The 15,405-nt window shown below is 58.6% G+C and carries 10 protein-coding genes and 2 pseudogenes; 3 read left to right on the top strand and 9 right to left on the bottom strand.

The genetic code is table 11. The features are described 5' to 3' along the window. From HMPREF2724_RS09575 to dapB, 7 genes and pseudogenes are all read right to left on the bottom strand, one after another. On the bottom strand, positions 1-1,119 hold the full coding sequence (locus HMPREF2724_RS09575; RefSeq protein ID WP_070456461.1) for a TerC family protein: 1,119 nt from the start codon (positions 1,117-1,119) through the stop codon (positions 1-3). A 219-nt stretch (positions 1,120-1,338) separates the two neighbouring features. Then, positions 1,339-4,764 carry an FtsK/SpoIIIE family DNA translocase gene (locus HMPREF2724_RS09570; RefSeq protein ID WP_070588388.1) on the bottom strand — a complete coding sequence of 1,142 codons (3,426 nt, stop codon included), beginning with the start codon at positions 4,762-4,764 and terminating at the stop codon, positions 1,339-1,341. Between the two features lie 134 nt (positions 4,765-4,898). Further along, positions 4,899-5,537 carry a TIGR03085 family metal-binding protein gene (locus HMPREF2724_RS09565; protein WP_062038586.1) on the bottom strand — a complete coding sequence of 213 codons (639 nt, stop codon included), beginning with the start codon at positions 5,535-5,537 and terminating at the stop codon, positions 4,899-4,901. A gap of 68 nt (positions 5,538-5,605) precedes the next feature. Next, the gene (locus HMPREF2724_RS09560; RefSeq protein ID WP_083306125.1) at positions 5,606-7,711 is read right to left on the bottom strand and encodes a ribonuclease J; all 2,106 of its coding nucleotides are present in this window, start codon (positions 7,709-7,711) and stop codon (positions 5,606-5,608) included. A 2-nt stretch (positions 7,712-7,713) separates the two neighbouring features. Further along, the gene (dapA, locus tag HMPREF2724_RS09555) at positions 7,714-8,622 is read right to left on the bottom strand and encodes a 4-hydroxy-tetrahydrodipicolinate synthase (RefSeq protein WP_070588384.1); all 909 of its coding nucleotides are present in this window, start codon (positions 8,620-8,622) and stop codon (positions 7,714-7,716) included. 90 nt (positions 8,623-8,712) lie between these two features. After that, positions 8,713-9,461, bottom strand: a pseudogene (gene thyX / locus HMPREF2724_RS09550) (FAD-dependent thymidylate synthase). Positions 9,462-9,494: 33 nt separating this feature from the next. Beyond that, on the bottom strand, positions 9,495-10,241 hold the full coding sequence (dapB, locus tag HMPREF2724_RS09545; RefSeq protein WP_070588380.1) for a 4-hydroxy-tetrahydrodipicolinate reductase: 747 nt from the start codon (positions 10,239-10,241) through the stop codon (positions 9,495-9,497). 149 nt (positions 10,242-10,390) lie between these two features. Here dapB and HMPREF2724_RS09540 point away from each other — a divergent pair, with 149 nt between their 5' ends. Beyond that, complete coding sequence (locus tag HMPREF2724_RS09540) at positions 10,391-10,789, top strand: VOC family protein (protein WP_061923103.1); 399 nt, start codon at positions 10,391-10,393, stop codon at positions 10,787-10,789. A gap of 164 nt (positions 10,790-10,953) precedes the next feature. Here the strand turns inward: HMPREF2724_RS09540 and HMPREF2724_RS09535 are convergent, their stop codons facing one another. After that, positions 10,954-13,194, bottom strand: a complete 2,241-nt coding sequence (locus tag HMPREF2724_RS09535; protein ID WP_070588376.1) for a polyribonucleotide nucleotidyltransferase — start codon at positions 13,192-13,194, stop codon at positions 10,954-10,956. Between the two features lie 261 nt (positions 13,195-13,455). Here HMPREF2724_RS09535 and HMPREF2724_RS09530 point away from each other — a divergent pair, with 261 nt between their 5' ends. Together HMPREF2724_RS09530 and HMPREF2724_RS09525 are read left to right on the top strand one after the other, a co-directional pair. Then, positions 13,456-14,172: an ATP-binding cassette domain-containing protein gene (locus HMPREF2724_RS09530; protein WP_070588374.1), complete on the top strand. Its 717-nt coding sequence runs from the start codon at positions 13,456-13,458 to the stop codon at positions 14,170-14,172. Then, positions 14,172-14,960 (top strand): ABC transporter permease, encoded by a 789-nt coding sequence (locus HMPREF2724_RS09525; RefSeq protein ID WP_070588372.1) that lies wholly within the window; start codon positions 14,172-14,174, stop codon positions 14,958-14,960. The genes HMPREF2724_RS09530 and HMPREF2724_RS09525 overlap by 1 nt, the downstream gene beginning before the upstream one ends. Before the next feature lie 141 nt (positions 14,961-15,101). Here the strand turns inward: HMPREF2724_RS09525 and HMPREF2724_RS09520 are convergent. Then, positions 15,102-15,355, bottom strand: a pseudogene (locus tag HMPREF2724_RS09520) (polyribonucleotide nucleotidyltransferase); the annotation flags it as partial. Between the last annotated feature and the right edge of the window lie 50 nt (positions 15,356-15,405).

The following is a 15,405-nucleotide window of genomic DNA, read 5'->3' as shown; positions in this document are numbered from 1 at the left end:
TTAGGGCAGTTCGGTCTCTGGCAGATCGGCTGCCTTACCGACGAGCTCGCCCGACTTGGTGCGGACGATCTTGTTGCCCTCTTCGTCCCAGTCGTAGTGGTTGTGGGACACGGTGATGCCGCCCTGCGCTTCGTCGCGCTTGTTCTTAAGGACAGAAGCCGCGACGGTAAGCCCCAGCACGCCGACGATGACGAGCAGGGAGACCAAGGTCGGAATCTCCGGGATAGCCTCCACGTTTTCACCGCCGTTGATAAACGACAGGTTGTTCTCGTGCAGCGCGTGGAAGAGCAGCTTGATGCCGATGAAGCCCAGGATGATACCCAAGCCATAAGGCAGGTAAACCAAGCGCTCGAGCAGGCCATCGATGAGGAAGAACATCTGACGCAGGCCCATTAGCGCGAAGGCGTTGGTGCTAAAGACCAGGAACGGCTCCGAAGTAATGCCGTAGATCGCTGGGATGGAGTCGAAGGCGAACATGACGTCGATAAGCCCGATGGCGACCAGTGCCACGAACAAAGGCGTCAATGCCAGCTTGCCCTTCTTTGACCCGGACTCCTCGCGGTGGGTCAGCTTGTCACCGTGGTAGCGCGGGGTGACGTGGATGACCTTGCGCAGCCACTTGATGATCAGCATGTCATTCGGGTCAGTCTCTTCGGCATCGGTGACCTCGTCCACGATGAGCTTGACCGCGGTGTAGATGAGGAAGATGGCGAAGAGGTAAAACACGTCAGACCAGGCCTGGATGATTGCCGCGCCCAGCATGATGAAGATGAGGCGGAATACCAAAGCCAGGACGATGCCGATGAGCAGCACCTTTTGCTGGAAGCGGCGCGGAATCTTGAACGCGCCCATGATCAGTGCGAACACGAAGAGGTTATCCACGCTCAACGCCTGTTCGGTTATCCAACCGGTAAAGAACTGGATGGCGTGCTCATGATCCCACAACGCCCACACGATGCCGCCAAAGATGACGGCCATGCCCATATAGAACAAGGTCCAGAAGCCGGATTCCTTCATGGAGGGCTCGTGCGGCGAACGCACGTGGCTCAAGAAGTCAAAGATGAAAAAGCCGAGGATGACGGCGATGGTTAGTATCCAAATCCACAAAGGGACATGCATATAGAAATATCCTCCGGTCGAGTAAGAAAAGATTTGACCGGAGGTCTCCCCCAACTCGTCTACTGCGAGCCAGCGAGACCGGGAACTCATTTCCCTGCGGAGTTGCCGTGTTGACGATCATCGCTGTGGAACGGGGTACTCCCCTCCAAGACTTGTACTATCTTACACAAAAGTTAATACCCCACCGCAATGGCTGCGGTGGGGCGAGAAACTTATTGCCTAGAAGGCGCCGGAGGACGGGTTATACGTCGCTTGGACAGTGCGCGTGTCCTCGCCACTTGGGGCGGAGGCATCGTCGGCGGAAGAATCTTCCGCCGATTCAGCCTGCGCCATCTCGTCCTGGATTTCCTTCGGCGCCTCTGCTGGGTCGGCGCCCTTGATCATCCAGATGATGGTGTCGAGTTCTTCCGGCTTGACCAGCACCTCACGGGCCTTGGAGCCCTCGGATGGGCCCACGACGCCGCGGGATTCCATGAGATCCATGAGGCGGCCCGCCTTGGCGAAACCGATGCGCAGCTTGCGCTGGAGCATTGAGGTCGACCCCAGCTGGGAGGTAACAACCAGCTCGACTGCCTCGAGCAGATCGTCCATGTCCTTGCCGATATCGTCGTCGATTTCCTTCTTCGCCTCGGACTTCTTTTCTTCCGTGACGCCTTCAGTGTAGTCCGGCTGACCTTGTGCCTTCGCGGCATCGACAACAGCCTGAACCTCTTCGTCAGAAACGAAAGCACCCTGCATACGCACCGGACGGCCGCCCTGCGGAATGAAGAGGCCGTCACCCATGCCGATGAGCTTTTCTGCACCGCCTTGGTCCAAAATGACGCGGGAGTCCGTAAGGGACGAGGTAGCAAATGCCAAGCGGGAAGGAACGTTGGTCTTGATAAGACCGGTGACCACGTCCACGGAAGGTCGCTGGGTTGCAAGTACCAAGTGGATGCCGGCCGCACGCGCCTTCTGGGTGATGCGCACGATGGATTCCTCGATTTCCTTCGGCGCGGTCATCATGAGGTCGGCCAACTCGTCCACGACGCAGACGATGTACGGGTACGGGCGCATCTCGCGCTCGGAGCCGAGCGGCGCCTGGTGCTCGCCAGAGATGACCTTGCGGTTATAGTCCTCGATCTTGCGCACGCGGGCAGCCTTCATGTCCATGTAGCGCTGCTCCATCTCCTCGACGAGCCACTGCAGGGCCGCCGCCGCCTTCTTCGGCTGGGTGATAATAGGCGTAATAAGGTGCGGGATGCCCTCGTAAGGAGTCAGCTCCACCATCTTCGGGTCAACAAGGATGAGGCGGACCTGCTCCGGGGTCGCGCGCGTCAGGAGGGAAACCAGCATCGAGTTAACGAAGGCCGACTTACCGGAACCGGTGGCGCCGGCGACGAGCAGGTGCGGCATCTTCTGCACGGAATAGGACGAGTACTCGCCCTCGATGTCTTTGCCCAGGCCGATGAGCATCGGGTCCTCATCACTGGATATGGCCGGGGAATCCAGAACGTCACGCAGGCGCACCATCTCACGGTCCGCATTCGGAACCTCGATACCCACCGCAGACTTGCCCGGGATTGGGGTCAGCAGGCGCAGGTTGTCCGTCGCCACGGCATAGGCCAGGTTGGACTGCAGGTTCGTAATCTTGGAGACCTTCACGCCTGGTCCCAGCTCGATTTCGTAGCGGGTGACTGTCGGGCCACGGCTAAAGCCGGTGACCTGAGCATTGACCTTGAACTCCTCGAAGACATCGGTAATCGCCTCGATGATGCGGTCGTTGGCCTCGGTGCGGGCCTTGGTGGGCTTGCCCGCGGTCAACAATGCGGTGGTAGGCAGGTCGTAGTCGGACTCGTTGCCCATCGCGCCAACCTGTGCGGCGGCCGGTTGCTGCGCTGCAGGGGCCTGCGCGGCCTGTTGCTGCGCAGCAGGCTCCTCCACGGACTTGCCCGTCGCCGCATCGCGGCCGGAGCGCTGCTGGAACAGGCGCACTGCCTCCGCGTGTGCGGAAGAAACAACGTCGGAAGCAGCGTCCATTGCGGCCGCACCAGCAGCGCCGGCAGCGGCGGCACCAGCAGCGCCGGCAGCGGCGGCACCGGCAACGCTTGGCGACGCCTTCTTGGCTACAGGCTGAGCCGCAGGTTGTGCGGCCGGCTGCTGAGCCGACTGCTGGACTGGCTGCTGAGTCGGCTGTGCAGATTCCCCACGCTGCGGTGCAGAAGGTAAAACGGTGGTCTGCTCTTCATCACGCACGGCCGGGAACTCGTCGGTGTCCTCGATGTTGCGGGAGCCAGCGAAGTCTGGGCGGCCGTGCTGGACCGGCGCGGCGTTAGAAAAGGCTTCGGTGGGCTGGCCGGCCTCGTCAAGCAATGCTTGCTCTTCTTCTTGGGCAGCCGGCTTGGTGTTCGCGGAATCGAAGGACACGGTGGGCGGGTTGGCCGATTGGTAATCTGCCGGGTAGTTATCCATCGGCGTCGCCAAGCGGCGTGGGGCCTGGCGCCGCGCGCGACGTGGCTGCGACTGCTGGCGCTTATCACGTGGGGTGCGCTCGCGGCCTTCGGCAATGTCTTCGATGTCATCGTCGACGTGGCCATAGACATCGTCGTCGATGTCCTCGTCATAGTCGTCATAACGCTCGGCCTTCTTCTCGCGCAGGCCCGCCATCAGGTCGTTGAAGAGCGCAGAGAGGTAGTCGAAGGCCTGGCGCAAGGTGATGCCCGTGACGTTCAAAGCGCCGTAGATGATGAGCAGGATCAGCAGCGGCACGGCGACGTAGGCGGAAAATGCTGCCTCCAAAAGCTGGCCTACGGCAAAGCCGATGGCACCGCCGGCGTCTCCAGCCGCGTTATCATGCCAGGAAAGCTTGGGCAGACCGGCGAAGATGTGAATTAGGCCCAGCATCGAGACAATGATGAGGCCGATGCCGCCCATCACGCGGGGCTGCAGACGGCCAGCTACGCCGGAAACTCCCATCATCAGCGCCATGGCGAGCGCGATCAGGGCGACCGGCAAGACGTAAGCGCCCGCGCCGATGACATAGCGCACGGCGTCGGTGAGATAGGCGCCGATAACGCCAACGATGTCGAACCAAACCGCGCATGCCAAGACGATGGCTACGCCGATGAGTGTTAAGGCAACGGCATCCGGGTTGGAAATCTGGATGGTGCGCTCTTCGCGCGCGATTGCATCAGGAGCAGTTGCCGGATGCTCATCGAGCTCATGCTCGCGCGCTGCGCGATCTTCTGTGGCCTTTGCGCGGGTCACCTTGTTTTTCTTTTGTTTGCCGCGAGTAGAAATTTCCTCTGGCTCCCTTGCATCGTCGTATGCGAATTCTTCATAGCCTTCTGCCCCGCCGTCACTCGGACGCAGATTGCCAAAACCGCGGCTAACGCCGCGCGTCATATCGCCCATGCCACGCGCGGTGGCACCGAATGCGGCACTTAGGCCACGCCCGACAGCACGAAATGCGCTGCCGGTCCGCTCATAAGAGGGATCAGCAGCGCGGTTGGCGGAAGTAAGCGTCAGGTTCTCTGCCGCATTCCGCGACGTGGACTTGGCCGCTCCAGACCGCCCCGAGGGGCGCGATCGATTCGCAGGACGGGCCGCCCCCTTGCCGGAGCGGCCGCGATGCGAGGCGCGTGACGGTGCGTTTTTGACAGACATGCCAGCCACTTTAGTAGCCCACACCCCACTAATCACATACGCCACACGGGGTTTCGAGGAAGTATTTTCCTTAGTTAATGATGCGTCTGCGGGCCTGCAGGGCTGCCCGCAAGACGTACGTGGCTATATCTAGTCTAGAGGGTTGACCTAACGACGGCGCTTACGTCGCCCTCAATTTTCAGCGAGCAAGCATCGCGGCCAAAGACCCACAGCACGAGCTCTGGAACGGGCCCCATCACGCGGACGACGTCATCGCCGCGATCGGCAACCTTCCTATCGTCCGCGACGACGATCCGGCCAAAGTTCTCCGGATACAACACGACCGGCTTGGAAGACTTTTTCAGCATGCGTGGCGCGAGCATTTTCAGAGCCTTATGCAGCTCGCCCAAAACCACCGCGGAGAACTCGCGTTGCTCATTCATGCCATTGGCGCGGCGCACGTCCTCGTGGTGGACAAAGTGCTCGGTGAGATTGACCTTGGAGTCAACAAGACGCATTGGGTTGGCGCGTCCGGCTCCCCTCCCCCAGTCATCGACGAGCTCGGTGAAGTCGCGGGCAGCCGCCTGCTCCATCGCGGCGTCGAGACGGCCGGCAAGCTGTGGGACCAGCATGCCCGCCGCAGCGTCGGGACGGTTCTCACGCACCCACAGGTGGGCAGCTAGATCGCGGGTGCTCCAGCCCTGGCAGAGGGTGGGAGCGTCTGGTCCGAGCTTATGAAATAGCGTCACCAGCTTGGCGCGCTCAGCAGAAGAAAACGACATGTGCCCCAGCATAGACTGCTGGGGCACACGCCGTCAGACGAACAAGGCGGCTCGATACGCGCTGCCAAGCCTAAAGGTTTTTAAAGGGACTCGCGGGAAGCCTCTACCTCATCGTCGTCTGCAAGCAACGGACCAGAGTTGGTCGGAATGATGGTCGGCAGGATGACCGGCTCACGCTTGTACTTGGAATCCATGAGCTTGGTGACCTTGCGGCGGACCTTCTGGACCATGCGGTAAGTATCGTTCTCACCTTCGGCAGCGAGATCGTTCATGGTGTTTTCCACGATCTCGGCAACCTCTGGCACGATTCCACGGTCGTCGTCGGAGAAGCCCGTGGTGGAAACCGCGGGCTTTTCGAGCAGACGCGAGGTGCGGTTGTCGATGACACAGGTGATGGAGACAACGCCGCCAGCACCCAGGTTGGTGCGGTCTGCCAAGGTATCGGCATCGACGTCACCCATGGAAACACCATCGACGTAGAGGTTGCCCACCGTGATCTGGCCAACGACCTCGGCACGACCCTTGCGCAGGTCTACAACGACGCCGTTTTGGGCGAGAACCACGCGGTCGTGGTCGACGCCAGTAGAGACAGCCAGTTCCTTGTTCGCACGCAAATGGCGCCACTCGCCGTGGACCGGCATAGCGTTCTTCGGACGTGCAGCGTTGTAGAGGAACAAAAGCTCGCCGCCGTAGCCGTGGCCGGAAGCGTGAACCTTAGCCTCCTTGTTGGTGACAACCTCGGCACCAATCTGGGAGAGCATGTTCATCACACCGTAGACGGCCTCTTCGTTACCCGGAATCAGGGAGGAAGAGAAGATGATCAGATCGCCATCGCGAACGGTGATCTGACGGTGCTCGCGACGCGCCATGCGCGACAGTGCCGCCATCGGCTCGCCCTGGGTACCGGTGGTAATCAGAAGGACCTTGTGTGGTGCCATCTTGGCAGCCTCATCGATCGGGACGATGGTGCCGCGCGGAACCTTAAGGAAGCCCATCTTCTCGGCGATTTCCATGTTGCGCATCATGGAACGGCCGTTGAACGCGACCTTGCGGCCAGCGTAAACGGCGGCGTCGATAGCCGCCTGCACGCGGTAGACGTTCGAGGCGAAGGACGCAATGATGACGCGCTGCTTGGCATTGGAGACCAAACGGCGGAAGGTAGCCGGGATATCGCCCTCAGATGCGGAAACGCCTGGGATGTTCGCGTTGGTGGAATCGCAGAGCATGAGGTCGACGCCCTCGTCGCCGTAGCGAGACAGCGCCGGAAGGTCGGTCGGACGGTTATCCAGCGGGGTCTGGTCCAGCTTGATGTCACCAGTGTGGATGATGTTGCCAGCCGGGGTGCCCAGCATGATGCCCAGTGCATCCGGAACGGAGTGATTAACTGCCCAGAAGCGCAGACGGAACGGACCGTAGTTCACGTCGGACTTCTCGTTGACCTCAACGAACTTCGGCTTCTGGCGGTGCTCCTTACACTTCGCCGCAATCAGGGCGATGGTAAAGCGCGATGCCACGATTGGGATATCCGGGCGCAGCTTGAGAAGCCACGGGATAGCACCAATGTGGTCCTCGTGAGCGTGGGTAACCACGACCGCCTTGACCTTGTCGATCTTCTTTTCGATCGGGCCAAAGTCCGGCAAGATAAGGTCCACGCCCGGCTCCCCGGAGGACGGGAAGAGCACGCCACAGTCAATGATGAGCAGCTCGTCCTGGTACTCAAAGACGGTCATGTTACGACCGATCTCAGAAATACCGCCCAGAGCGTAAATGCGCAGGGCATCCTTCGGCTGCTTCGGCGGCTGCGGCAGGCGCTTGGTCAGATCCGCGCCCTGCATGGACTTCGGAACGTTGCGGCGGCCGCGGTTGTTGTTGCGGTTGCCACGGCCACCATTGTTATTGCCGTTATTGCCGTTGTTGTTATTTCCGTTGTTCTCGGCGTTGTTGCCGCCGCGGCCGCGACCGCGACCACCGCGGGAGCCACGGGAACGCGAGCGGCGGTTGCCGCCGTTCGAGTTCTCGGAATTGCCGTTGTTATTGGACTTCTTGTCGCCGGATTCCTGTTTTGGCTCCGAGTTGCTCGGTGCCTGAAAAACCGGCGAAGCCGCCTCGTTGGAGGCGGACTCGGTTTCCGCTGGTGGGCCCGCCTTGCGGGTAACCTTGCGGGAACGGTTACGGGGTTCAGTCATTCTTAAAGGACTCCAGCCTTTTCCATATCACGGCGAAGTTCCTCAATCTCCTGATCGCTTGCTGCGACAACAGGCAGACGAGGATCTCCGACTTCGATGCCCTGCAGGCGCAGGGCAGCCTTTGCGAGTGTTGCTCCTCCCAAGCGTGCTTGAGCTTGGATGAGCGGGGTCAAAGTTTGTGCATTGATCTCCCTTGCGCGTGCAAGATCGCCTTCTTCGAAGGCATCCAGAAGATCTGCGAGACCGCGCGGTGCTGCATGGCCAACCACGGAGATGACGCCAGATGCGCCCAAGGTCAGCCACGGCAGGTTTAGCGGGTCATCGCCGGAGTACCAGGCGAGGCCGGTCTCCTGAATAAGTGGGGTGGCTGCACCAAGGTTGCCTTTGGCGTCCTTGATGGCCTGAATAGTCGGCAATTCCGCGAGGCGACGGATGGTATCCGTCGCAATCGGAATGCCCGAGCGGCCAGGAATGTCATAGAGACAAATTGGGGTATCAGTTGCCTGAGCAATCGCTGCGAAGTGCGCATACACGCCTTCCTGCGAAGGCTTGGAGTAGTAAGGGGTCACGACGAGCAGGCTGTCTGCTCCCGCTTCTGCGGAAGCCTTTGCCATCTCAATCGAGGTGGCGGTGTTGTTGGTACCTGCTCCAGCGCAGATCTTTGCGCGGTCCCCTACTTCTTCCTTGACGGCCTTGAGCAGCGTTAGCTTTTCATCCAGCGTTGTCGTCGGCGATTCACCGGTGGTACCGCCCAGAATCAAAGAGTCGATACCGTTGTCAACGAGGTGAGCTGCCAGCCGGCGTCCCGCGGCGACATCGAGTTTGCCATCCCCGTCAAACGGGGTGACCATGGCTACTCCGACGCGTCCAAAGGTTTCTACGCCTGTCTTTGCTGTCATACCTGTGCTCATAGCCGTCAAGATTACCCGCTTCCCGCGAAATTTTGTTCATCGGGGTGGTCGCGTGGCGGAACAAGCTATGTCCACCGCCACGGACTTGAGCTAGGCGTATGGGCTCGCTGCCATTTCGGTGCCGTCGGCAAGCTGGGTGATGTGGAAGTCATCGAATACCACCGGCGACTGCTCCTGCAACAGCTTTAGGCAGGCAATAGCTAACTCGCGCATCTCGGTATCCGCCTGCTCTGTGGCACGCGCACCGATGAAGTGACGCCAAGCCCTGTAGTTGCCGGTAACCACGATGCGGCTTTCCGTGAGATTGGGCAACACCGCACGTGCCGCCTGCCGAGCCTGCTTCTTGCGCAGCAGTGCGTTGGGCTCATCTTCTAACTTGCTCTCCAGCGCGCTGAGCAGCTCGTTATAGACAAAGCGAGTTTCATCAACGGCCTGCATAGTAAGCCGCGTCAGCTGCTCGTCTTCAGCAATGAGCTTGGGCAGCACCACCTGAGTTTCCTCCGGGTGGACATAGCGCTGCGAGAGCTGGGAGAAGGAAAGTGGCGGTGGCGCACCAGCTCATGACTGGCAGAGCGCGACAGGCCGCGGATATACAACGTAGCCGTGGCGTGCTCCAGCAATGCGTCGTGGCCGACCTCCAGAATGTGGCGCAGGTAGGCCGAGTTTGTCGCGGTGCGCGGGTTCGGCTTATCGAAGGACTCGTAGCAAGCCCGGCCGGCAAATTCGACGAGAGCCTCGCCATCGGAGGCTGCCTGTTCCCTCTCCCACTCGATGCCCTGCGGCGGGTGGAACTGCGTTGCCGCGATGAGCTGGACGTCCAGTTCGCTAATGCGTGCCATATCTAGTGCCTTATGTCTCCCTGATAGTCCGACTTATAGGCCCAAGTACTTCTCAAGACCCACGGTCAGCCCTGGGTGCTCTGCAATCTGGCGAACGCCAACCAGCACGCCCGGGGTGAAGGAAGAACGATCATAGGAATCCTGGCGGATGGTCAAGGACTGCCCCTGGGCGCCAAAGATGACCTCCTCGTGGGCAACCATGCCGCGGGTACGCACGGCGTGGACTGGGACACCGTCGACGTCGGCGCCGCGTGCGCCTTCGAGAGCTTGCTCGGTAGCGTCCGGCATCTGACCTAGGCCTGCTTCCTTGCGGGCGGCCGCAATGCCCTGCGCGGTGTGGATGGCGGTGCCAGAAGGCGCATCCAGCTTGGTTGGGTGGTGGTACTCCACAACCTCGGCGGTCTCGAAGTACTTCGCAGCCTGTGCTGCGAAAAACATGGTCAGCACGGCGGAGATGGCAAAGTTTGGTGCAATCAGGACGTTGCCTGCGCCATCTTGCTTGGTCCACTCCTCGACCTGTGCCAGGCGGTCTGCGTCGAAACCGGTGGTGCCCACGACGCAGTGAATGCCGTTGCCAATGCAGAACTCAAGGTTTGCCATCACCGAAGATGGCTGGGTGAAGTCAACGATAACCTCGGCGTGGCTATCCACCAGCACCTGCAGGTCGGTATCGCGGTCAACCTCAGCGACCAGCTCGAGGTCATCTGCCGCATTAACGCCTTCTACAATCGCCTGACCCACGCGGCCCTTCGCACCCAAAACGCCAACTTTGATAGCCATAAATGCTCCTTTGCCCTGTTCAATATTCAATGTTCGATGTTCAATCTAAATTTAAATACGTATAAGCACGCTACATCTAGCGCAGGCCTTATTGCCTGCCCCAACGCCGACCAGTCTAACGCGCCAGTTGGCAACGCAGACTTTGTGCCATGCGTATCTATATTGCTTCCGTGCTTGTCGACGACGTCGCTCGCGCCCACGATTTCTACGTCAACACCTTGGGATTCAAGGTCAAAGACGATGTCACGCACGGCGACTTCCGTTGGCTCACTGTCACCAACGCCTCCGGTCCAGCCGACGGAAGCGGCATCGAACTCCTGCTAGAGCCCAATGGCCCTCCAGCAGCAGCTCCTTTTACCGAGGCACTCAAAAAAGACGGCATTCCGTTTACCCAGTTCCTGTCTGAGGACGTGCAGGCCGAGTACGAAAAGCTCAGCGCAAAGGGCGTTAATTTCACCATGGAGCCAACCGACGTCGGCCCTTCCATCATCGCCGTCTTCGACGACACAGTGGGCAACCTGATTCAGCTAGTCCAGCTCAAGCATTAAAGCCTTTCAAAACTAACAAGACACAAAAATCTCCTCCCTCAACATTTCACGCCGCAATAGCAGCGCCAGCTTAAACTTTAAGCAGATGTTGAGCGGAGGAGATTTTCTATTTTGGAATACTCAAGGCTTTAGGTCATAAGGCCTAAAGCCTGAAGCCTTAAGCCTTAAGCCTCTTCGACTGGAACCAGGGAGATCTTTCCGCGGTTGTCGATGTCTGCGATTTCGACCTGAATCTTATCGCCGACGTTGACGACGTCCTCAACCTTCTCGATGCGCTCGTCGCCGCCAAGCTTCGAGATGTGGATGAGGCCATCGCGGCCTGGAGTCAGGGAGACAAACGCGCCGAAGGCTACGGTCTTAACAACGGTGCCCAGGAAGCGCTCGCCGACCTTCGGCAGCTGCGGGTTAGCGATGGAGTTAACCTTCTCAATCGCTGCGTCGGCAGCCTCGCCCGTGGCAGCAGAGATGTAGACGGTACCGTCTTCCTCGATGGAAACCTCAGCGCCGGTCTCCTCGGTAATCGAGTTGATGGTCTTGCCCTTCGGGCCGATGAGCTCGCCGATCTTGTTGACCGGAATCTTCACGGAAGTGATCTTCGGAGCCAGACCAGACATCTCGTCTGGGCCTTCGATGACCTCAGCCATGGTCTCCAAGATGGTGGCGCGGGCGTCACGTGCCTGCTCCAGTGCCTTAGCCAAGACCTTGGACGGGATGCCATCGAGCTTGGTGTCCAGCTGCAGCGCGGTGATGAACTCGGAGGTACCTGCGACCTTGAAGTCCATGTCACCGAATGCATCCTCGGCGCCCAGGATGTCAGTCAGAGCGACGAACTTCTCCTTGCCGTCTACCTCACCGGAAACCAGGCCCATTGCGATACCTGCAACCGGGGCCTTCAGCGGCACACCAGCGTTGTACAGGGACAGCGTGGAAGCACAAACGGAGCCCATGGAAGTAGAACCGTTGGAGCCGAGGGCCTCAGAGACCTGACGGATGGCGTACGGGAAGTCCTCACGGGAAGGGATGACCGGCAGCAGGGCACGCTCGGCAAGAGCACCGTGGCCGATCTCGCGGCGCTTCGGGGAGCCAACGCGGCCGGTCTCACCGGTGGAGTACGGCGGGAAGTTGTAGTGGTGCATGTAGCGCTTGCCCGTGACCGGAGTCAGGGAATCGATCTGCTGCTCCATCTTGAGCATGTCCAGGGTGGTAACGCCCAGGATCTGGGTCTCACCGCGCTCGAAAAGGGAGGAACCGTGTGCGCGTGGGATGAGGTCAACCTCGACGCCCAGGTCACGGATGTCGGTGACGCCACGGCCGTCGATACGGAAGCCCTCGGTGAGGATCTTCTTGCGCACGATGGCCTTCATGACAGCGTTATACGCAGCGCGGATCTGCTTGGAGGCATCCTCATCCTCAAACTTCTCGAGGAGATCCGCCTCGACCTGCTCCATGTACTCGTTGGTAGCGTCGTCACGGTCCTGCTTGCCGGGGATGGTCATCAGCTTCTCCAGCTTCTTGGAGGCTGCCTTTTCCACGGCGTCAAATACGTCATCGGTGTATGGCGGGAAGAGCGGGAACTCCTGGGTTTCCTTAGCAGCGCGCTCAGCCAGACCTGCCTGCGCCTCGCAGAGGGTCTTGATGAATGGTTTTGCTGCTTCAAGGCCTGCTGCAACGGTGGATTCCTGCGGTGCCGGTGCGCCTTCCTTGATGCGCTCTGCAACGTTGATACCAGCGCCTGCCTCAACCATCATGATGGCAACGTCTTCCTTGCGGCCCTTCTTCACAATGCGGCCGGCGACGACCATCTCGAACAGCGCACGCTCGTGCTGCTCGTGGTTCGGGAACGCAACCCACTGGCCTTCTGGATGCTTGTCATCAGCGATAAGCGCCATGCGCACGCCGCCGACGGCGCCGGATACCGGCAGGCCGGAAAGCTGGGTGGAAGCAGATGCACCGTTGATGGCGATGACGTCGTAGTACTCCTCCGGTGCCATGGAAAGCACCGTGACAACGACCTGCACCTCGTTGCGCAGGCCCTTGACAAAGGTCGGGCGCAGTGGACGGTCGATCAGGCGGCAGGCCAGGATGGCTTCGGTGGAGGGACGGCCTTCGCGGCGGAAGAAGGAGCCCGGAATCTTGCCGGCTGCGTACATGCGCTCCTCGACGTCCACGGTCAGCGGGAAGAAGTCGAAGCCCTCACGCGGCTGGTTGGAGGCGGTGGTGGTGGACAGAAGCATGGTGTCCTCGTCCAGGTAAGTGGTGACAGAGCCGCCCGCCTGACGAGCCAGCTGGCCAGTCTCAAAACGGATGGTGCGGGTGCCAAAATCGCCATTGTCAAGGGGGGCGATTGCTTCGGTGATACCGAATTCTTCATCAATGTTGAACTCAACGGCGTTCTTAGCGCTCATTAAAGTCGTTCTCCTTTGGAGGTTTCTTTGGCGATCATCGGTGCCGCCTTCTCAAAAATTTGTCTATGACAACGTTGCACAATCCTAGCAGATATCCTGCGCTTTTGCCGCGACTACGCTCGTCTACAAAGCGGGTGAAACAAGCTTTCAAGAGCCGTAGGGTTTGTCCGCGGCTGTTAGATAGCACTCACCAATTAGATTGAACTGTGCTGGCTACCAGTAGATGGTAATCCTTATTAGAAAAACTATTTAAGGAGAAAAATGGCTTGCTCACTCGTAGCCAAGAATCTACAAATATCCCGAGGGAAAACAGTTGTCGTCGATAACTTCTCTGCAGAACTCAAATCCGGCGAAATTGTCGCCATGGTAGGACGAAATGGCGCCGGAAAGTCCACAATCATGTCGGTTCTTACTGGAAATCTCGTCGCCGCTTCCGGCACTGTTTCGATAGCGTCTAATAATGATCCGAAAACTGACAACGCAGCGTCATCGGTAGCTTTTGTCTCTCAAGGCCGTCCGCTTTACACCGGGATTACGGTCAAACAACATGTTCAATTGGCAAAAGACTTAAACGAAAGCTTCAAGCTCGACTGGGCAACTGAAAAAATCACCTCGCTTCGGATTCCGATGAACGCAAAGATTTCGCAGCTGTCAGGTGGTCAACACACCCAAGTGGCATTGATTATTGCGTTAGCTCGCGGGAAAAGATTTATGGTTCTCGACGAACCGATGGCAGATCTCGACCCAGTCGTAAAGATTTGGGTTCGTAAGCTTCTCGAATACGCAGCGAAAGAAGAAAACGTTGGAATTCTTGTTTCTTCACACACCGTTTCTGACCTATCCCCTGTTCTTTCGCATCTTTGGGTTATTGAACATGGAGAGCTCTTAGTTTCGGTTCCCCGAGAAACAATTGAAAATGAGGAGCACGGCGATTTTGAGAAGTTCGTTTTGGACCACCTCACGAAAGAAGGAATCTAATGCTTAAGGTAGCTACGCACTATTTTCGTATCGACAAAACTGCTTGGCTAGCTTGCGCCGGAATCCTAGTTCTGCTGGGCCTTCTAGCGGCTTATGAAGTGAAATTTAAGCCGTATTTGGGCATGACCGAAATGCTGGCCGGAATCGTGCCCATGTTCGCAGGCATTGTTTGGGCGGTCGCGCTCTTTTCCCGCGAGTTCGAATCAAAGTCAATAGTTTGGGCATTGGGTCAGGATTTTTCACCTTCCAAATTGTTCATTTGCAGGATGATCAGCCCACTTACCTCAACTGTGATCTTTGGATTACTCGTATGGGGAATCGTCGAAGTCAGCCAGCTTCGAGCGAATGGTTTGGGACCTCATGAAAATATGATGAGCTACTCCTACATCGCTGGTCATGGCATCTACCCCACCTTAGCTACGCTTGTGCTCGTATCTGTTGCTGCATTAGCCGGCATCTTGTTTAAGAAGTCGATCCCTAGCGTCGCTATTACCTTCGCGTTAGGATTGGTGATCGGCACAACGGGTGCTTCTTGGCTAAACCCTTTGTTGCCCGTCGAGCGCAGCGAAGTGAATCAAGCTGGCATGGATGAGTCTTTCAACTTAGTTCCGGGCAACACCATCTCTTCGACCCCGCTTGATAGCGGAAAGGCGCTCCTCGAATTCTATCCAAATACTGCTTTCTGGACCGCTCAAGGCTTTTACGCGCTCCTTTGGGTGGTAACTGCCCTTATTCTCTTGTGTCTAACCCATTACTTCTTCAAGCGCTCCGCACGGAACGTGGCCTAATCAGAAATAAACAAGCTCCGACACATGAATTTTGTGCCGGAGCTTAGTTTTAAGTCGGCACTCACCAAATCTGACCGGTCCAACTAACGCAAAAATCCTCAGCCCAGGAATTGGACTGAGGACTTATCTCTACTCTAAGCTGCGCTCCTCGACGTCCACGGTCACCGGAAGAAGTCGAAGCCCTCACGCGGCTGGTTGGAGGCGGTGGTGGTGGACAGAAGCATGGTGTCCTCGTCCAGGTAAGTGGTGACAGAGCCGCCCGCCTGACGAGCCAGCTGGCCAGTCTCAAAACGGATGGTGCGGGTGCCAAAATCGCCATTGTCAAGGGTGGCGATTGCTTCGGTGATACCGAATTCTTCATCAATGTTGAACTCAACAGCGTTTCTAGCGCTCAAAGTTTTCTACTCCTTGTAGCCCGTGTCGATTTGGGGTAGTTGGTACCGCG

This window comes from Corynebacterium sp. HMSC071F07 (genome assembly GCF_001810285.1).
GTDB classification, from domain to species: Bacteria; Actinomycetota; Actinomycetes; order Mycobacteriales; family Mycobacteriaceae; genus Corynebacterium; species Corynebacterium simulans.
This window is presented reverse-complemented; position numbering and strand designations above follow the sequence as displayed.